The sequence below is a fragment of the Mycobacterium sp. PDNC021 genome, from assembly GCF_048282635.1.
Taxonomy (GTDB): domain Bacteria; phylum Actinomycetota; class Actinomycetes; order Mycobacteriales; family Mycobacteriaceae; genus Mycobacterium; species Mycobacterium llatzerense.
This window is the reverse complement of sequence record NZ_CP182502.1, coordinates 328,703-346,626: the sequence shown is the minus strand read 5'-3', so window position 1 is coordinate 346,626 and position 17,924 is coordinate 328,703. Positions and strand designations below refer to the sequence as shown.

At 67.1% G+C, this 17,924-nt stretch carries 15 protein-coding genes; 11 read left to right on the top strand and 4 right to left on the bottom strand.

Going from position 1 to position 17,924, the window contains the following annotated elements; all coding sequences use genetic code 11:
* Nucleotides 1-5 precede the first annotated feature (5 nt).
* The 4 genes from ACNO8X_RS01690 to ACNO8X_RS01675 all read left to right on the top strand — a co-directional run bounded on the left by ACNO8X_RS01690 (nt 6) and on the right by ACNO8X_RS01675 (nt 6,691).
* Nucleotides 6-1,415 (top strand): condensation domain-containing protein, encoded by a 1,410-nt coding sequence (locus ACNO8X_RS01690; protein ID WP_418003884.1) that lies wholly within the window; start codon nt 6-8, stop codon nt 1,413-1,415.
* 6 nt (nt 1,416-1,421) lie between these two features.
* Nucleotides 1,422-4,397 carry an RND family transporter gene (locus ACNO8X_RS01685; RefSeq protein ID WP_418003883.1) on the top strand — a complete coding sequence of 992 codons (2,976 nt, stop codon included), beginning with the start codon at nt 1,422-1,424 and terminating at the stop codon, nt 4,395-4,397.
* Nucleotides 4,394-5,533 (top strand): acyltransferase PE, encoded by a 1,140-nt coding sequence (pe, locus tag ACNO8X_RS01680; protein ID WP_418003882.1) that lies wholly within the window; start codon nt 4,394-4,396, stop codon nt 5,531-5,533. Before ACNO8X_RS01685 ends, pe begins: the two co-directional genes overlap by 4 nt.
* A 261-nt stretch (nt 5,534-5,794) precedes the next feature.
* Nucleotides 5,795-6,691 carry a hypothetical protein gene (locus ACNO8X_RS01675; protein WP_418003881.1) on the top strand — a complete coding sequence of 299 codons (897 nt, stop codon included), beginning with the start codon at nt 5,795-5,797 and terminating at the stop codon, nt 6,689-6,691.
* Nucleotides 6,692-6,737: 46 nt separating this feature from the next.
* Here the strand turns inward: ACNO8X_RS01675 and ACNO8X_RS01670 are convergent, their stop codons facing one another.
* Together ACNO8X_RS01670 and ACNO8X_RS01665 are read right to left on the bottom strand one after the other, a co-directional pair.
* Nucleotides 6,738-7,379: a GAP family protein gene (locus ACNO8X_RS01670; protein ID WP_418003880.1), complete on the bottom strand. Its 642-nt coding sequence runs from the start codon at nt 7,377-7,379 to the stop codon at nt 6,738-6,740.
* Between the two features lie 11 nt (nt 7,380-7,390).
* Nucleotides 7,391-9,103, bottom strand: coding sequence for an AMP-binding protein (locus ACNO8X_RS01665; RefSeq protein WP_418003879.1), 1,713 nt, complete (start codon nt 9,101-9,103; stop codon nt 7,391-7,393).
* 295 nt (nt 9,104-9,398) lie between these two features.
* Between ACNO8X_RS01665 and ACNO8X_RS01660 the strand changes: the two genes are divergently transcribed.
* The 6 genes from ACNO8X_RS01660 (at nt 9,399) to ACNO8X_RS01635 (ending at nt 15,771) form a co-directional block, all read left to right on the top strand.
* On the top strand, nt 9,399-10,265 hold the full coding sequence (locus tag ACNO8X_RS01660) for a CDP-diacylglycerol diphosphatase (RefSeq protein ID WP_418003878.1): 867 nt from the start codon (nt 9,399-9,401) through the stop codon (nt 10,263-10,265).
* A gap of 77 nt (nt 10,266-10,342) precedes the next feature.
* Entirely contained in the window at nt 10,343-11,857 is a 1,515-nt protein-coding gene (locus tag ACNO8X_RS01655) for a serine/threonine-protein kinase (RefSeq protein WP_418003877.1), read from the top strand.
* A 70-nt stretch (nt 11,858-11,927) separates the two neighbouring features.
* Nucleotides 11,928-12,797, top strand: a complete 870-nt coding sequence (gene rfbA / locus ACNO8X_RS01650; protein WP_418003876.1) for a glucose-1-phosphate thymidylyltransferase RfbA — start codon at nt 11,928-11,930, stop codon at nt 12,795-12,797.
* The gene (rfbB, locus tag ACNO8X_RS01645) at nt 12,797-13,795 is read left to right on the top strand and encodes a dTDP-glucose 4,6-dehydratase (protein WP_418003875.1); all 999 of its coding nucleotides are present in this window, start codon (nt 12,797-12,799) and stop codon (nt 13,793-13,795) included. Before rfbA ends, rfbB begins: the two co-directional genes overlap by 1 nt.
* 14 nt (nt 13,796-13,809) lie before the next feature.
* The gene (gene rfbD, locus ACNO8X_RS01640; protein ID WP_418003874.1) at nt 13,810-15,216 is read left to right on the top strand and encodes a dTDP-4-dehydrorhamnose reductase; all 1,407 of its coding nucleotides are present in this window, start codon (nt 13,810-13,812) and stop codon (nt 15,214-15,216) included.
* A 69-nt stretch (nt 15,217-15,285) separates the two neighbouring features.
* Nucleotides 15,286-15,771 carry a flavin reductase family protein gene (locus ACNO8X_RS01635; protein ID WP_260934211.1) on the top strand — a complete coding sequence of 162 codons (486 nt, stop codon included), beginning with the start codon at nt 15,286-15,288 and terminating at the stop codon, nt 15,769-15,771.
* A 3-nt stretch (nt 15,772-15,774) separates the two neighbouring features.
* Here the strand turns inward: ACNO8X_RS01635 and ACNO8X_RS01630 are convergent, their stop codons facing one another.
* Nucleotides 15,775-16,305 carry a CGNR zinc finger domain-containing protein gene (locus ACNO8X_RS01630; protein WP_418003873.1) on the bottom strand — a complete coding sequence of 177 codons (531 nt, stop codon included), beginning with the start codon at nt 16,303-16,305 and terminating at the stop codon, nt 15,775-15,777.
* Nucleotides 16,306-16,330: 25 nt separating this feature from the next.
* On the opposite strand from ACNO8X_RS01630, the gene ACNO8X_RS01625 reads away from it, so the two are divergent.
* Entirely contained in the window at nt 16,331-17,725 is a 1,395-nt protein-coding gene (locus ACNO8X_RS01625) for an MFS transporter (RefSeq protein WP_418003872.1), read from the top strand.
* A gap of 4 nt (nt 17,726-17,729) precedes the next feature.
* Here the strand turns inward: ACNO8X_RS01625 and ACNO8X_RS01620 are convergent, their stop codons facing one another.
* Entirely contained in the window at nt 17,730-17,888 is a 159-nt protein-coding gene (locus ACNO8X_RS01620) for a hypothetical protein (protein ID WP_260934206.1), read from the bottom strand.
* Between the last annotated feature and the right edge of the window lie 36 nt (nt 17,889-17,924).

Sequence of the window (17,924 nt, the reverse complement as noted above, 5' to 3'; positions counted from 1 at the left end):
AGTAATTGCGCATCGGGAAAATCACGATCGGAAAGATCGATGATTGGACGCCGATCCCAGGTGTTCTGACCTCTTGGCACCCGACCGAGGCGGCTCGTGAAGTAGCCCGGCAGGCACCTGTGAGTTCGGTGCCGGTCAGCTACATGCAGGGCCAGCACATCCGCGGCGTCGTCGAGCGCACGGGCTCGGGTCTGGAGTACTCCCGGCAGATCATCGCGACGTGCGAAGTTCCTGGTCAGTGCGATATCGCGGCCATGAACGAGGCGCTCAACTCCTATCTGCGCAGGCACGACACCTACCGCAGCTGGTTCGAGTACACCGATGCCGGTCACATCCTCCGGCACACTCTGACCGATCCCGATGACCTCGAGTTCGAGCCCATCGATCACGGTGTGTTGGCGGTCGAAGACGTCCGCAAGCATCTGGTGGACATCCCGACGCCACTGGAGTGGGGCTGCTTCTCCTTCGGCATCGTGCAGAGCGAAGACAGTTTCAACTTCTACGCCGCCATCGATCACGTCCACGGGGATGCGGCGCTCATCGGCATCACCATGCTGGAGGCTCATGGCCGGTACACAGCATTGACAACAGGGGGCTCAGCGTTTGCTCTGCCGGACGCCGGCAGCTTCGACGAATGGTGCGTCCGGGAGCATGAGCGCACCTCGGCGCTGACCGTCGACTCGCCCGAGGTGCAGGCCTGGATCGAGTTTGCTGAGAACAACAACAACAGCATGCCGGAGTTCCCCTTGCCGCTGGGGAACGCGATGGAGCCGTCGGTCGGCGATATGGTCGGCGAATCACTGTTGGACCCGGACCAGACGGCGCGGTTCGAGGCCGCCTGCGAGGGAGCCGGCGCCCGGTTCGTCGGTGGCCTGTTCGCGTGCATGGCCCAGGTCGAGCACGAATTGACCGGTGCCGCAACCTATTACGGCCTTACTCCGCGGGACACCCGGCGCACGTCGGACAACTTCATGACGCAGGGCTGGTTCACCGGCCTGGTGCCCATCACCGTGCCGATCGCCGCGGCGACCTTCAACGAAGCCGCCTGGTCGGCGCAGGAATCGTTCGACGGCAACCTGAACATGGCGCGGGTTCCGTACTACCGCGTGCTTGAGCTGGCGCCGTGGCTGGACTGGCCGCGGCCCAACTTCCCGGTGTCGAACTTCCTGCACGGCGGCGCGGCCCCGCTCAACACAATTCTTGCGGCGACCGAGATGGGGTACGCCAACAACATCGGCATCTACTCCGACGGCCGGTATTCCTACCAGCTGACCATCTACGTGTTCCGGTACGAGGGTGGCACGGTCATGGAGGTCATGTACCCGGACAACCCCATCGCCAAGAAGTCCGTGACCAGGTACCTGGAAGCGATGAAGTCGGTCTGCTCGCGGATCGCCGACGGCGGGAACTGGTGACCTGACTTGCGACGGCTAGCCGATTTTGTAGTGCGGTGGCCTTGGGTGGTGATCGGCCTGTGGATCACGCTCGCCGTGGCCCTGCCGCTGGCTGTGCCGAGCCTGGGCGACATGGCCCAGAAGCATCCGCTGGCCATGCTTCCCGCCGACTCCCCGTCGAGCGTCGCCGCCCGGCAGATGACCGAGGCGTTCAAGGAACCCGGCACCGACGACCTGCTGCTGGTGGTTCTCGTCAACGACCGCGGCCTGGATCGGGCCGACGAAGCCACCTACCGCAAGTTGGTGGACGCCCTGCGCGACGACCCGCACGACGTCGTCATGCTGCAGGACTTCATCAGCACCCCGCCGCTGCGGAACTTTCTGACCAGCAAGGACAAGAAGGCCTGGGTGTTGCCGGTCGGTTTGACCGGCGCGCTGGGCACGCCGCAGTCGTACGCCGCCTACAACCGGGTGGCCGACATCGTCAAACACAGCACCGCGGGCAGTCCGCTGAAGATTCAGCTCGCCGGGCCGGCGGCCACCGTCGCCGACCTCACCGTCGCGGGTGAGAAGGACCGGATGCCCATCGAGATCGCCATCGCGGTACTGGTGCTCCTGGTCCTGCTGGTCGTCTATCGCAACCCCGTCACCATGATGTTGCCGTTGGCAGGCATCGGCATGTCCCTGGTGATCGCGCAGGCCGCGGTCGCCGGGCTGTCCCAGCTGACCGGGCTGGGAGTGTCGAACCAGGCCATCATCCTGCTGAGCGCCATGATCTTCGGCGCGGGCACGGACTATGCGGTGTTCCTGATCAGCCGCTACCACGACTATGTGCGGCAGGGCGACGAGTCAACCGACGCGGTGCGCAAGGCGCTGACGTCCGTCGGCAAGGTCATCACCGCCTCGGCGGCGACGGTCGGCGTCACCTTCCTCGGCATCAGCTTCGCCAAGATGGGCGTCTTCTCCACCGTCGGGGTGTCGTCGGCGATCGGCATCTTGGTGGCCTTCCTCGCCGCGGTGACGCTGCTGCCCGCGATCATCACGCTCGTCGGGCCGAAGGGCTGGATCAAGCCGCGGAACGAGCTCACCGCACAGCTGTGGCGCCGGTCCGGCGCCCGCATCGTCCGCCGTCCGCGACTGCACCTGGTGGCCAGCCTGCTGGTGCTGATCCTGCTGGCCAGTGCCGCGAGCTTCGCGAAGTTCAACTACGACGACCGCAAGGCCGTCGCCTCGTCGGCCCCGAGTTCCGTCGGGTACGCCGCGCTCGAGAGCCACTTCAACGTCAACCAGTCCGTGCCGTCGTACGTGCTCGTCCAATCGCCGCGCGACCTGCGCTCCCCACAGGCCCTCGCGGACCTGGAACAGATGGCGTCGCGCATCAGCCAATTGCCGGACGTCGCCATGGTCAGCGGCATCACCCGTCCCCTCGGTGAGGTGCCGCCGGAGTTCCGAGCCACCTTCCAAGCGGGGCTGGTCGGCGACCGGCTGACCGAAGGGGCCGGACTCATCGGCGAGCGCACCAACGACATCAACCGGCTGGCCAAGGGCGCCGACACCCTGGCGACCAACCTCGCCGACGTGCGCGGCCAGGTCGGCCAGATCGCCACCAGCCTCCAGACGACGCTGGAGGCCTTCACCGCGATACGCAGCCAGTACGGCGGCAACAAGCTGGTGCAGAACGTCGAAGTCGCGGCCAAGCTGGTCAACAGCGTCAGCAAGTTGGGCAACACCCTGGGGCTGAATTACACAGCGGCCAAAGACATGTTCGGCTGGGTCGGCCCGGTGCTGGCGGCCCTGCAGAACAACGCGGTGTGCGACCTCGATCTGTCGTGCGCCGAAACCCGCGGCCACTTCCAGCGATTGGAAGAAGCGCGCCAGGACGGCACCATCGACGAGATCAACAAACTCGCCGGGCAGCTACAGACCATGCAGGACCAGAAGACGCTCAACGCGTCGGTGCAGCAACTCCAGAGCGCGATGACCAACCTGACCAAGGTGATGCGCAGCATGGGGATGGACAGCCCCGCCGGCGCGCAGGCCAACCTCACGAAGCTCCGCCAGGGCGCGGATCGTTCGGCGAGCGGAAGCCGCGAAGTCGCCAACGGGGTCGACGAAGTCGTCGAGCAGATCAAGCTGATGCGTTCCGGTCTCGACCAGGCCGGGGCGTTCCTGCTGTCGATGAAACAGAACGCGGGCGGTCCGACCCAGGCAGGATTCAACATCCCGCCTGAGGTGCTGAAACTGGAGGCCTTCAAGTCGGCGTCCAAGATGTTCATCTCGCCCGACGGACACTCGGTGCGGTACCTGGTCCTCACCAAGCTCGACCCGTTCAGCTCCGCCGCGATGGATCAGGTCAACACCATCCGCGACACCGCCCGCGGCGCCCAGCCGAACACGTCGCTGTCCGATGCCACGGTGTCCATGGGCGGATATCCGGTGGCGCTCAAGGACACTCGCGACTACTACCAGAACGACATCCGGTTCATCATCATCGTCACCATCGCCGTGGTGCTGCTGATCCTGATGCTGCTCCTGCGGTCGCTGATCGCGCCGCTGTATCTGGTTGGCTCCGTGGTGCTTTCGTACTTCGCCGCGCTCGGTATCGGGGTCGTGGTGTTCCAGTACCTGTTCCACGAGCCGCTGCACTGGACCGTCCCACCATTGGCTTTCGTGGTGCTGGTCGCCGTCGGCGCCGACTACAACATGCTGTTCGTCTCGCGAATGCGTGACGAATCGCCACATGGCATGCGGTACGGCATCATTCGCACGCTGTCGTCGACCGGCGGCGTGATCACCGCGGCCGGCCTGATCTTCGCGGCCTCGATGTGGGGTCTGCTGTTCTCCAGCATCGGCACGGTGATCCAGGGCGGATTCGTCATCGGCGCCGGCATCCTGCTGGACACCTTCCTGGTACGGACCATCACCGTGCCCGCCATGGCCACGCTCGTCGGAGAGGCGAACTGGTGGCCGTCACGACCAAAACCGCAGGGGAGCAACGCATGAAGAAGCTACTTGCCATCGCCACCACGCTGCTGACGGTCGGTGCCTCAGGGCCTCTCGCGGATTGGATCGCCACGGCCGACGAGCCTTCGGGTGGCTCCGGGTCCGGCGACACGATCGTCCCCGCCATCCCGCCGATCGGTACTCCCGGCCGCGGGTACGCCCTCGGCGGCGCCCACGTCATGGGTATTCCGTACGACGAGTACATCCGGCGCACCGGCGCGGACTGGTTCCCGGGTCTGCAACGCGAGATCGTCGACTACCCCGCCGGCCAGGTTCAGGGCCACGTGCTCAGCTTCATCCCGGGCGTCGAGGAACTGCACCAGAAGATGCCGGAGATCGGGTTGAACGGTCCGAGCATCGGTGAGTCCGTCGACATCGGGCAGGACAACGTCATCCGTCGGGTCCGTGAAGGCGGCCCCGGCACCGTGATCGGCCTGTCGGAAGGCGCGATGGTCGTGCACGCCGTGCAGGACCGGCTGGCCTACGACCCGGCTGCGCCGCCGCCGAACGAGCTGTCGTTCGCCACCTACGGCGACCCCCTCACGGTCAACCCATGGACCCAGAGCTTCCTGCGGCAGACCTTTCCCGTCGGCAGCACGGTGCCCGCGCTGGACTTCCTGATGCCGCCGGCGGTCGACAGTCAGTACGACACACACCAATTCGTCTCCGCATACGACAGCATCGCCGACTGGCCGGACCGGCCGGACAACCTGATGGCGCTGGCGAATGCGGTCGTCGGCCTGGCCACCGGCCACACCGCGGTGGCGTTCACCAACCCGAAGAACGTGCCGCCGCAGAACATCATCACGACCGTCAACTCCCGTGGCGCCAAGACCACGACGTACCTGATCCCCGAGCAGCACCTGCCGCTCGTGGTGCCGTTCAAGTACCTCGGCATGTCCGAGGCGGACATGAATCACCTTGACGCCGTGATGAAACCGATGATCGACAGCGGGTACTCGCGCAACGACGACCCGGCGACCGCGCCCATCGAGGTCGACCCGGTGCACGGCTACGACCCGGCCGCCGCCACCGCCCCGGCCACGCAGGCCGCCTTCGGTGGTGCCGCCGACCCGGTCTCGCAGCTGATGTCGGGCATCAATTACGTGCTGAGCCACGGGCCGAGCGCGCACTAGGGGTCGGGCGGCGTCGTCGCGGTGCGCCGAGCGTGCACACAGAGCGCCGAAATCGCGATCGCGGCGCGCTGGCTGCACATTCGAGGAGACTGGGGCACCCCCGGGGTCGCGAGTGTGCGTCGAGATCGCGGATCCGGCCCGTGGGAGGCGCTGGTTGCACACTCGCGACTCGGCTGTCTGGCTATCCACAGTGCGCGATATATCCACAGATCCTGTCTTCGGGGTTTTGTCGGTGCCTGCAGTGCCGCAACGTGATTACGCATGCAGACCCCATTCATCGGCAGCGAGGCCGTAGGTGCTGGGCGGGTCCGGAAGCACCAGTTGCGCAGCCGGTTCACGGCGATGTTCCCTGACGTCTACACCGACAGACAGAGCGATGACATCACCACGTTCCACCGCGCCGAGGCGGCTTGGCTGTGGTCCCGCCGCGGTGGCGTGGTTGCCGGACTCACTGCCGCCAAGCTGCACGGATCCAAGTACCTTGACGATTGCTTGCCGATCGAACTGGCATGGTCGGGCCGTCGTCCACCACCGGGAATCGTCACACACAAGGTTCAACTGGCCACAGACGACGTCGTTGTTCGGGGCGGACTCCCCTTCACCAGTGCCGACCGGACGGCGTTCGACATCGGCCGCCGCGGAACACTCGACGAGGCGATCGCTCGGCTCGATGCGCTTGGCAACGCAACCGGTTTCACGGCCGAGTCTGTGCTGCAGCTTGCGGGCAGGCATCGTGGTGCTCGCGGCATGCGGCAGTTGGTCGCGGCCCTCGATCTCTATAACCCTGGTGCTGAGTCACCACCCGAAACTTGGATGCGGCTCTTGCTGATTCGCGCGGGCTACCCAAGACCGGCCACGCAAATCCCTGTCCTCAGCCTCGATGGCAAGCGGCAGTACTTCCTCGACATGGGGTGGGAGAAGTACAAATTGGCGGTCGAGTACGACGGCGACCATCACCGGACGGATCCGCGCCAGTTCGCCCACGACATCCTCCGATCGGAGGACCTTGATGAGTTGCGCTGGACGCGGATACGAGTGGTCAAACGGCACAATGAAAGCGATGTGCTGGCCCGGGTTGCCCGAGCGTGGGTGGCGACTGGCGAGCCCGCGCCGGAGCCTGTGGCCGAGCGTGCTTACAGATCGCGAAAAGTCGCGTAGCGAGGCGCTGATCGCACACTCGACGAGTAAGGTCGCGACCGACGCCCTAGATTCCCACCCAGCCCGCCGCGACCAGCACCACGCCGACCGCCGCCAGCAGCCCAGCGACTTCGTGCCGCTGCCGGGCGCGAATCCAGTTGTGCAGCTTGCTCATTGCCGCGCGCGTGCGTTGCGGCGCGATGAGGTAGGCCAGCAGCGGGACCTCGACCAACGAGAACGCCACCACGTTGAATGCCACCAGGGCGCTCATCCGGACGTCGGCTTCGACGCGCGCGGCGGCGATCACGGCCAGCGCGGCCAGATAGTCGACCGAGGGCAGCGCGATGCCCAGACCCGCGACGCCGGCGACCCACAGCGACCGGCCGTCGAGCAACCGGCTCAGCCACTCAGGCACCTGGCGGTCGCGTCCCGTGGTCACGGCCAGGAACAACGACGCCACCAACGCCAGGACGCCGATGACGATCTGTACCGTCGGCAGATTGAAATGCGCTGAGGCCCAAGCGGGTAACCGGGACTCGAGGACGAACAGCACCACCGCGCCGACGGTCAGGCCCATCAGGAAACCGCCGCACAGGAAGGCGGCCAGCTGCAGGTGCGGGCGCGGCCGGTTCAGCATGACGACGGACATGCCGATCCGGAACGGCTCCAGGCTGACCGCGACCGCCATCACCAGCAGGGTGATCCACATCGGGGCGCGGGCTACGCGTCCAACCGAGTGAACTGCCCTTGCCGGTACTGCTCGGCGCAGGCCGAGCGGCGCATCTTGCCGCTCGTGGTGGTCGGGATCGAGCCCGCTTCCACCAGCACCACGTCGGCGACCTGCAACCCGTGCGCCCGCGAAATCGCGGCGACCACATCGTTTTTCATCGCCGTGAGCTCGTCGGCGTCGGCTCGCGCCTTGAGTTCGATGATGGTGACCAGCTGGTCGGTGTGGTCGTCGGTCACGGCGATCGCCGCCACCCGGCCACGGCTGATCTTCTGCACCGTTGCTTCGATGTCGTCGGAGTAGTGGTTGCGGCCGCGCACGATCAGCATGTCCTTGATGCGGCCCACGATGAACAGGTCGCCGTCGGAGATGAAGCCCTGGTCTCCGGTACGCAGCCAGCCCGCCTCGGGTGTGCCCTCAGGGGCGTCCGCCAGGGTCGCGTCGAATGCGGAACCGGTCTGTTCGGGCTTGCGCCAGTAGCCTGCGGAGACGTTGTCGCCGCAGGTCCAGATTTCGCCGACGACGCCGTCAGGGCAAGGCTGGCAGGTATCGGCATCGACGATCTGCAGCAGCGGTGCGGCCGCCCGTCCGTACCGCATGAGGGGGGTGCCACCCGCTTTGCGCAGCGCGATGCCCTGGGTCAGTTCGTCGGCGGCGAACTCGACCACCTCCGGCGGACGGCCGTGGGCGCCGCTGGCCACGAACAGCGTCGCCTCGGCCAGGCCGTACGACGGCACCATCATCTCGGGCCGGAAGCCGACGGCCGCGAAGCGATCGTCGAACTTCACCAAGGTGGGCGGGTGAATGCGTTCGGCACCGTTGTTGATGCCGATGACGCCGCTGAGATCGAGTTCGGCCATCTCGGCCGCGGTGACGCGCCGGGTGGCGAGATCGAACGCGAAGTTCGGGGCGGCCGACCACGCGGGGTTGTTCCGGGACAGCGCCTGCAGCCAGCGGACGGGGCGGGTCAGGAACGCGATCGGACTCATCAGGTCGGCCTGGTGGCCGGACAAGATGGGCACCGCGATCCCCAGCACCAGGCCCATGTCGTGGTAGAAGGGCAGCCACGAGACCAGAGTCGACCCCGGCGGCAGCGCCCCGCCGTGCTGTGACAGCAGATCGGCGAGAAGTTGCTCGATATTCACCCGCAGGTTCTTGTGCGAGATCATCACGCCGGCCGGCAGCCGCGTCGAGCCAGAGGTGTACTGCAGGTACGCGATGTCCGGGCCCGCGGGTACGTCTTCGTCGAAATCTCGGTCGGCGTCCAGATCGAGGGTGTCGACGGCGATCACGGCGACCATGGAGGCGCCGTCGTCCACGTTCTGCGCCGCGATGTCGAACGCGGCGGCGGTGGTCAGCACGACCGTCGGCGACGTGTCGGTGATGACGGCGCTGACGCGCTCGTCGTGCGAGCCCGGTAGCGGCACCGACAGCGGTACCGCGATGAAACCCGCCTGCATGGCGCCCAGGAACCCGACGATGTACGCGAGCCCCTGCGGCGCGATGATCAGCGCCCGGTCGCCGGGGGCGCCGTGCATGCTGAGCTCGTGCGCCACGTTGAGGGTGCGGCGGTACAGCTGGGCCCAGGTCAGGCTCTCGGTGACGCCGTCCCAGTCGTGGTCGTAATCGGTGAAGGTGAACGCCACGTCGTCGGGAGTCAGGCCGGCGCGCTCTCGCAGCACAGAGAGGATCGACGCATCGGACATGGCGCCAAGGCTACTCAACTCCCATGAGAGCGGTGGTAGCTGGTTTGCCGGTGCGGGCTCTCCACAGACACCTTTCGTCGGGAGCCGTCAACTTTCCTTGACGGTCAAGGAAAGTTGACGGCTCCAAATCGACTGCGTGGAGGGAGCGCCGGTCCGCGGGAAGCCGGTTGTGTCCGCCAATCGGAGGACATCGATTTCGTCCGGTCGGGGGCCCGATCAGCGGACTGACCTGGGGCGTCACTTCCGCGAAGGTTGCTTCAACACCGAAGCACACCCCAAACCTTCAGGAGACAAGATGACCGCCACGACCGTGACCACCCGCTCCCGCTTCACCCGCCGGATCGCGGCCGCCGCCGCCATGGTGATAGCGCCGGCGCTGGCCTTCGGTCTGTCGCCCATGGCCCACGCCGAGACCGGCACGCAGCACTTCCAGGGCTGCGACAACGGCAAGGACGACCCCATCTGGGACGGCGTCCGGCCGCCGACCCACTCGCACCCGCTGGAGCACTCACCGAAGCACCCGGGCCGGAACTTCGACATCCAGTGGCCGGGCCACGATTCGACGCGCGGTTGGGCAGTGCACCCGGGTGTGGACATGAAGACAACCCAGGATCTTCTGGTGGTGCCGACCGTCCGCGAGACCGGCATCGAATGCGACAACCTGCTGCGCAACGACAGCCCGAACTACTTCAAGCACGCCTACGACTCGGTTCACTTCATGACGGGCGGCCCGGACTGGGCACTCGGGATCAACTCGGCGGACGCTCGCCGGCTCAACCAACTCCACATCCACCTGACCCGGCTGTACGCCCCGGCACGCGACGACATCGCCCAGGCGGTCAAGGCCGGCAAGGTCAGCACCGACGAGCACAAGTGGGTCGACCAGGTTGTCGAGGTCACCGGCCACAACGACAAGTGGCAGGACAGCAAGCACCAGTACCGGGCCTGGATCACCGACAGCGTCGACGCCAACTTCTTCAAGAAGCTGGACGACGACATCGTCACGCCGCTGCACAAGCAGGGCAAGTCCGCTGCGATGGCGCACGAAACCCTGCTGATTACCCGCAACCCCGCGGGTAAGGGATTCGTGGTCCTGGAAAGCAACACCACGTCCGGCATCCACGGCGTCGCCAACATCGAGGGAATCCTGGATAAGCGCTAGACCCCGCGTCGACCGGCGGTCATTCGAGCGAGTCTCGAGTGGCCGCCGATTCGTGTTCTGGCAGTTACGATCCGACCATGTCGCTGCCCGATGGATCGGTCTTCGCCGGGTTCACCGTGGTCAGAAAACTGGGTGCCGGCGGCATGGGTGAGGTGTACCTGGTTCAGCATCCGCGACTGCCCCGCACCGACGCGCTGAAAGTACTGCCGGCGTCACTGTCCGCCGACGCCGAATACCGGCGGCGCTTCGAGCGCGAGGCTGACGCCGCGGCGACGTTGTGGCATCAGCACATCGTCGGGGTGCACGACCGCGGCGAATACGACGGGCGACTGTGGATCTCGATGGACTACGTCGAGGGCTCCGACGCCGGTGATGTGGTCCGCAGGCAGTGCCCCAGTGGGATGCCGCGAGACCAGGTGATCGCGATCGTCACCGCGATCGCCGACGCGCTGGATCACGCGCACAGCCGCGGGCTGCTGCACCGCGACGTCAAGCCCGCGAACATCTTGTTGGGCGCGGGGGGCCCGGGCCGTGGCCGGGTGCTGTTGGCCGATTTCGGGATCGCCCGCCGCGTCGACGATTTCGACGGACTGACGTCGACGAACATGACGCTCGGCACGCCGAACTACGCGTCGCCAGAGCAATTACTCGGTGAGGCACTGGATGGTCGCTCCGATCAATATGCCTTGGCCGCCACGGCTTTTCAGCTGCTGACCGGCCACTCCCCGGGTGGGGACTCCACCCCGGTGGTGATCATCAGCCAGCGCTTGAGCGGAGTGGTGCCGCGGCTGGCGGAGTTCCGTCCGGACCTCGCCGATCTGGACCCCGTGATGGCGATCGCGATGGCCCGCCGACCTGCCGACCGCTTCCAGTCGTGTGCGGATTTCGCCGCCGCACTGGCACGTGGCGCGGCGGCGACGCTGCCGCCGTCCCCCTCGGCTCCCGCGGTACCCGGAGCGCCGACAGTTCAGGCCGCGCCGGTCGTCGCGCCCATGGGGCTTGCGCACCAGGCACATCCGCCGACCACGACGCGGCGCGGACTGAGCCCGACGGTCTGGGCGCTCATGGGAATCGGGGTGCTGCTGGCGGTGGCCCTGGTCTTCGCCGGCGTGGCGTTGATGGGTGGGCGTGACGGCCATAGCGGCGCAACGACTTCGGCCGAGGCCACGACGACCCCGGTCGAGACGTCGGGCGTGACCGTGACCTCGGTCGAATCCACTGCGCCGGAGACCTCCACGACGCTGACGCCCACGACAGCGCGAATGGTGCTGCCCGACGCCGACTCCCACGGCTTCACCACCTACGACGGGGCCGCCCGGTGCGCCGGCGCGGACGAGGCCGCGATGATCCTGCGGACGCCGCAGTCGGCGGTCGTGGTCTGCCGCAGCAGCGTCGGCGTGCTGTATTACCTGGGGTATCGGCTGTCCGACGGCGCGAAGATCCGGCTGGGCACCGTGCACGCATCCGGCGACGGCTATGTCGCGATCAACGATCCCGATTCGGCCGAGTACCACGTCTCGTCGTCCGGGCTGGAGATCGTGCAGGACGGCAAGACGCTGGCGTCCGAGCCGGCCCTCGAATCCGCGCGCTGAACGGCCCGCCGGGCAGGCGTGTCCAGCGCATGCCGCTCTGTCGCCGGCGGCTGTATGTCAGGATTGCTGAGTGAAAGGGATCATCCTGGCGGGCGGCGCGGGGACGCGACTGCACCCCGTCACGGCCGGGGTCTCCAAGCAGCTGATCCCGGTTTACGACAAACCGATGATCTATTACCCGCTGTCCACGCTGATGCTGGCGGGGATCACCGACATCCTGGTCATCACGACGCCGCTCGATGCGCCGAGTTTCGAGCGGCTGCTCGGCGACGGGTCGCAGTACGGCGTATCGATCAGCTATGCCCAGCAGCCGTCGCCGGACGGCCTCGCGCAGGCCTTCACCATCGGCGCGGATTTCCTTGACGGACAGAGCGTTGCACTGGTGCTCGGTGACAACCTGCTCTACGGCCCCGGTCTGGGCAGTCAGCTGCAGCGGTTCACCAACGTCGACGGCGGGGCGATCTTCGGCTACTGGGTCGCCGAGCCCTCGGCCTACGGTGTCATCGAATTCGACGACGCGGGGCGGGCGGTCTCCCTGGAGGAGAAGCCTGTCGTGCCGAAGAGCAATTACGCCGTGCCAGGCCTGTACTTCTACAGCAACGACGTGGTGTCGATCGCGCGCGAGCTGAAGCCCAGCGCCCGCGGCGAGTACGAGATCACCGACATCAACCGAACCTATCTGGCGCAGAACAGATTACGGGTGCAGGTGTTGCCGCGCGGGACGGCGTGGCTCGACACCGGGACCTTCGATCAGATGACGGACGCGGCGGAATTCGTGCGGACGATCGAGCGGCGCACCGGTTTGAAGATCGGGGTGCCCGAGGAAATCGCTTGGCGGCGTGGCTATCTCAGCGGCGACGAACTGCGGCAGCGCGCCGAGCCGTTGGTGAAGTCCGGCTACGGCACGTATCTGCTGGACCTGCTGGCCAGGGGACTTTGATGGCACGGCTGCTGGTCACCGGGGGCGCCGGATTCATCGGCGCCAACTTCGTCCGATACGTGCTGGACCACACCGACCATCACGTGACGGTGCTGGACAAGCTGACCTACGCCGGTAACCGGGAATCCCTCGCGGGCCTGCCGGAACAGCGGATGACGTTCGTCCTCGGCGACGTCGCCGACGCGGCATTGGTCGACGAGCTGATGGCCACGACCGACATCGTGGTGCACTTCGCCGCCGAATCGCACAACGACAACTCGCTGCGGGATCCGGAACCGTTCCTGCACACCAACGTGATCGGAACGTTCACGCTGCTGGAGGCGGTGCGCAAGCACGGCGCCCGGCTGCACCACATCTCGACCGACGAGGTGTACGGCGACCTCGAACTCGACGACCCCGCCAAGTTCACCGAGGGCACGGCGTACAACCCGTCGTCACCGTATTCGTCGACCAAGGCCGGCAGTGACCTGCTGGTGCGGGCCTGGGTGCGCTCGTTCGGGGTCCGCGCCACAATTTCCAACTGCTCCAACAACTATGGGTCCTACCAGCACGTCGAGAAGTTCATCCCACGCCAGATCACCAACGTGCTGTGCGGAATCCGGCCGAAGCTCTATGGCGCGGGCCGCAACGTGCGCGACTGGATCCACGTCGACGATCACTCGTCCGCGGTGCTCGCGATCATCGACCAGGGCCGTATCGGCGAGACGTACCTGATCGGCGCGAACGGCGAGAAGGACAACAAGGCCGTCATCGAGATGATCCTGACGCAGATGGGGCAACCGGCCGCCGCGTACGACCAAGTCACCGACCGCGCCGGTCATGACCTGCGTTACGCCATCGATTCGACCAAGCTACGCACCGAACTCGGTTGGCAGCCAAAGTATCTCGATTTCGCCGACGGGCTGAGCGCCACCATCGCCTGGTACCGCGACAACGAGGCATGGTGGCGTCCGGTCAAGGACGCGACTGAAGCGCGCTATGCCAGCCAGGGCCAGTGAGCGACGGGCGACCAGTGACCGAATACGGGAAACCGTTGTCCGCCAACACCACACCGATCCCCGGGCTGACCGTCTGGGAATTGCCGGTCCACGGCGACAACCGCGGCTGGTTCAAAGAGAACTGGCAGCGCGAGAAGATGACGGCGCTCGGGCTGCCGGACTTCGGCCCCGTCCAGAACAACGTGTCGTTCAACGACGCGGCCGGCACCACCCGCGGCATCCACGCTGAACCGTGGGACAAGTTCGTCTCTGTCGCGACAGGCCGGATCTTCGGTGCCTGGGTCGACCTGCGGGACGGCCCGTCGTTCGGGGCCGTATTCACCGCCGAGTTGGACCCGTCCCGTGCGGTGTTCGTGCCGCGTGGGGTCGGCAACGCGTATCAGACCCTGGCAGCCGACACGGCATACGTCTACCTGGTCAACGACCACTATTCGTTTGACGCCCAATATGTTTCGGTGAATCTGGCCGACGAGACGCTGGCCATCGACTGGCCGATTCCACTCGAGCGCGCCGAGCTGTCGGCCAAGGACCGGACGCATCCGCGGTTGGCGGACGTGCAACCCGTCGCACCGCGAAAGACGTTGGTGCTGGGTGCGAATGGTCAACTCGGCCGGGCGCTGCGCGCCGACTACGGCGACGACCCGAGCGTCGAGTTCGTCACCCGGGACGAGGTGGATCTGGCCGGGGACCTGGAGACAGCGGTCCGCTGGCAGGACTACGACACCGTCATCAACGCGGCCGCCTACACGGCGGTGGACGACGCCGAGACGGCAGGCGGTCGGGCCGACGCCTGGGCCGTCAACGTCACCGGGGTTGCGGCACTGGCGCGTATCGCGACGGCCCGCGGCCTCACGCTGGTGCACTTCTCCAGCGACTACGTCTTCGACGGCACGTCCGAGTCGCCGTACCGCGAGGACGACCCGATCGCCCCGCTGGGCGTGTACGGCCAGACCAAGGCGGCGGGCGACCAGGTCGTCGCGACGGTGCCGCGGCACTACCTCCTGCGGACGTCATGGGTGATTGGCGACGGCCACAACTTCGTCCGCACCATGCTGTCGCTGGCCGAGCGCGGCGCCGACCCGTCGGTGGTCGACGACCAGTTCGGGCGGCTGACCTTCACCTCCGAGCTGGCCCGGGCGGTCCGACACCTCGCCACGACCGGCGCTCCCTACGGGACGTACAACGTCACCGGCGCGGGGCCGGCCACGTCGTGGGCCGACATCGCCCGCCGGATATTTGAGCTGGCCGGACACGACCCCCAGCGGGTCACCGGGGTCAGCACCGACGCCTATTTCGCCTCGGCGACCAGGGCGGTAGCACCCCGCCCGCGGAACAGCGTGCTCGACAACCAGAAGCTGGAATCAACGGGATTCATACCCGAGGCGTCCGAAGACTCGCTGGCGCGCTACCTGGGCCGGTAGCAGCGCATTCCCGCCAAGCGGACGCTTGCTCGGGTGCGCCGGGGAGCGCCATGTGAAGATGGAGGGACTATGAGCTCCACAGATCTCAGCCCGGCGTCCCTGCGTGCAGCGTTCGGCTGCTTCCCCATCGGTGTCGTCGCCATCGCAGCCGAAGTCGAGGGCGTCAAGGTCGGCCTGGCCGCCAGTACCTTCGTGCCGGTGTCGCTGGAACCGCCGCTCGTGTCGTTCTGTGTGCAGAACACCTCGACCACCTGGCCCAAGCTCAAGGACCTGCCGGCCCTGGGTATCAGCGTGTTGGGACAGCACCACGACGCCGCGGCGCGCACCCTCGCCGCGAAGACCGGCGATCGGTTCGCCGGCATGGAAACCGAGGCGCGCGAGAACGGTTCGCTGTTCATCCATGGCACCAGCGTGTGGCTCGAGACGTCGATCGATCAACTGGTTCCCGCCGGTGATCACACCATCGTGGTCCTGGCGATCAGCGACATCATCGTCAACCCGGACGTCGAGCCGATGGTCTTCCACCGCAGCTCATTCCGCCGCCTGGAGGCCTGAGTCTCAGCCGCTGCGTCGGCCCGACGACGCCCGGTGCCGACGGACTGCGTCGCGGTTCGCGCAACCGTGGCTGCAGTATTTCTGCGTCCCGGGCCGGGTGAAGTCGACGAAGGCGTTCGTGCAGTCGGTCCGCGCGCAGCGACGAATCCGGTGCATGCCCCGTTCGGCGAGGTAGTGAGCCGCGGCGGCGCTCGTCGCGCCGGCCATCGTGGCGGCGAATCCGACGTCTGGAGCGCGGTAGTGCAGGTGCCAGCCGCTGCCGTCGTGATTGGTGATCGAGGGGCTGGTCGTATAGCGGGCCAGCAGCCGGTTGAGAACGTTCACCCGGTCCTCATCGGTGGGGGCCTCGACCAGGGTTTCCCACTGCCGCAAGAACTCTCGCACCTGCTGTAGATCTTCGGCCGTAGCGTCGTGCTCGGTGGGCATGGCTCGTGCGGTCCATCGATCCTGGAGTTCTGCGGGCGTGGTTGCCGGCCGGTTCAGCAGGTCGGTCACGTTCTGCAGCAGCGGTTCGGTGTAAGGGTTTACACGCATAAGGGCATTACACCAACGTGGCACTGTGCCGTCAACGTCCTCCGTATCGAAGCCCACCAAACCCGTCGCGATGGCCAACCGGCTCGCCGACCGGCGTCCGCTGTTGGCATGTTGCGCCGCAACGTTTCTCCTCCTCGTCTACACCACCGTGGTGACCGTCAGCGCAGCCACCATCGCCGACGACCTCGGGACCGGATTCGCGGTTGCGCAGTGGATCGTCGACGTCTACACCTTGGCCCTCGCCGCCCTCGTCTTGGCGATGGGAACGCTGGGCGACCGAATAGGACACCGGCGGTTGTTCCTGCTCGCCTTGGCCGCATTCGGCGCCGCGTCACTGGCTTGTGCGCTGGCCGAGTCCGGCGGTCTGCTGATCGTCGCCCGCGCGGCCCAAGGCGTCGGCGGCGCCGCGATATTCGCGACAGCGGTGCCGCTGCTGACACAGTCGTATGTCGGACGCGCTCGTGGAATCGCGTTCGCCATCTGGGGTGCGGTTGCCGGCGCGGGCAGCGCGGTCGGCACGCTCGCCGGTGGTGCCGTCACCGAATTCCTCAGCTGGCGTTGGTTGTTCGTCGCTGCAGTACCCGTGTGCGGCTTCGCGCTACTCCTCGGCGCCGTCGCGCTACCGCGCGAGGACCACCGCGGCGGCCGGGTCGACGTCGCGGGCGCAGCGCTGATCACGACAGCGATGACCGGGATCACCTACGCGATGATCAACGCCGGAGAGCACGGCTGGGTCTCGACGGGCACCGTCGCGGGTGCCGCGACCGGTCTGGTGTCCGCCGGCGCATTCGTCGTGGTCCAGCGCTACGTTGCCAATCCGATCCTGCCTGCGGGCCTGTTCGCCACCCGCGGCTTCACCGGCGCACTCGCCGCGGCGTTCGCCTACTATTTCGCCGGTTTTGCGGCACTGCCCGCGTTGTCGCGATGGCTGCAGGGCACCGCGGGCCTGAGCGCGCTGCAGGCATCGCTGATCCTGACCATTCAGCTGGTGGCTTTCATCGGGGTATCGCTCACCTGTAGCGCCCGACTACACGATGCACCGCGAAGCTGGGTGCTCGGCGGTGGCACGGTGCTGACCGGCCTGGCATGTCTGTCGGGCGGCGCCATCGTCGCCCGGCCGCAGTGGACGACGCTCATCGCCGCGCTGGCGGTGACCGGTGTCGGCGCCGGAATCGTCTCACCTGTGTTGCCCGCCGTCGCCGCAATCTCGGTACCGCCGGCGCGCGCCGGCACCGCGGCCGCGGCGGTCAACGCGGCGCGCCAGCTCGGTCTGACCATCGGCGTCGCGTTGTGCGGTGCGTTGGCCGCGGGCGACAGGGGCGCCGGCATCTCGACACCTGGACTCAGCGCGGCGTTCGTCGTCGCGGGGCTGGTTGCGATCTGTGGTGGAGCGATCAGCTTCGGCTTGCTCCGTGCCTAGCGCGTCAGGGTTTGGCGGCCAGTTCCCGCCGGTAACCGTCGACCCGCTGTTCGAGCTCGGCGGCGTCGTCGGGCCGGCCCTCTTTCCGCGCCAGCTCGGCGCGTGCGGAAAGCTCGCGGATCGCGGTGCGGATGTCGTTGACGCTCTTGGTTTCTTGACTCATGCGGCTGCCTTTCGTCGCGGATTGGCTGCCCTTCCG

Excerpts from the sequence above, each read along its gene's own strand:
- pe (WP_418003882.1), top strand. The coding sequence starts at position 4,394 with ATGAAGAAGCTACTTGCCATCGCCACCACGCTGCTGACGGTCGGTGCC.
- ACNO8X_RS01675 (WP_418003881.1), top strand. The coding sequence starts at position 5,795 with ATGCAGACCCCATTCATCGGCAGCGAGGCCGTAGGTGCTGGGCGGGTC.
- ACNO8X_RS01670 (WP_418003880.1), bottom strand. The coding sequence starts at position 7,379 with ATGTGGATCACCCTGCTGGTGATGGCGGTCGCGGTCAGCCTGGAGCCG.
- ACNO8X_RS01665 (WP_418003879.1), bottom strand. The coding sequence starts at position 9,103 with ATGTCCGATGCGTCGATCCTCTCTGTGCTGCGAGAGCGCGCCGGCCTG.
- ACNO8X_RS01660 (WP_418003878.1), top strand. The coding sequence starts at position 9,399 with ATGACCGCCACGACCGTGACCACCCGCTCCCGCTTCACCCGCCGGATC.
- ACNO8X_RS01655 (WP_418003877.1), top strand. The coding sequence starts at position 10,343 with ATGTCGCTGCCCGATGGATCGGTCTTCGCCGGGTTCACCGTGGTCAGA.
- rfbB (WP_418003875.1), top strand. The coding sequence starts at position 12,797 with ATGGCACGGCTGCTGGTCACCGGGGGCGCCGGATTCATCGGCGCCAAC.
- ACNO8X_RS01635 (WP_260934211.1), top strand. The coding sequence starts at position 15,286 with ATGAGCTCCACAGATCTCAGCCCGGCGTCCCTGCGTGCAGCGTTCGGC.
- ACNO8X_RS01630 (WP_418003873.1), bottom strand. The coding sequence starts at position 16,305 with ATGCGTGTAAACCCTTACACCGAACCGCTGCTGCAGAACGTGACCGAC.
- ACNO8X_RS01620 (WP_260934206.1), bottom strand. The coding sequence starts at position 17,888 with ATGAGTCAAGAAACCAAGAGCGTCAACGACATCCGCACCGCGATCCGC.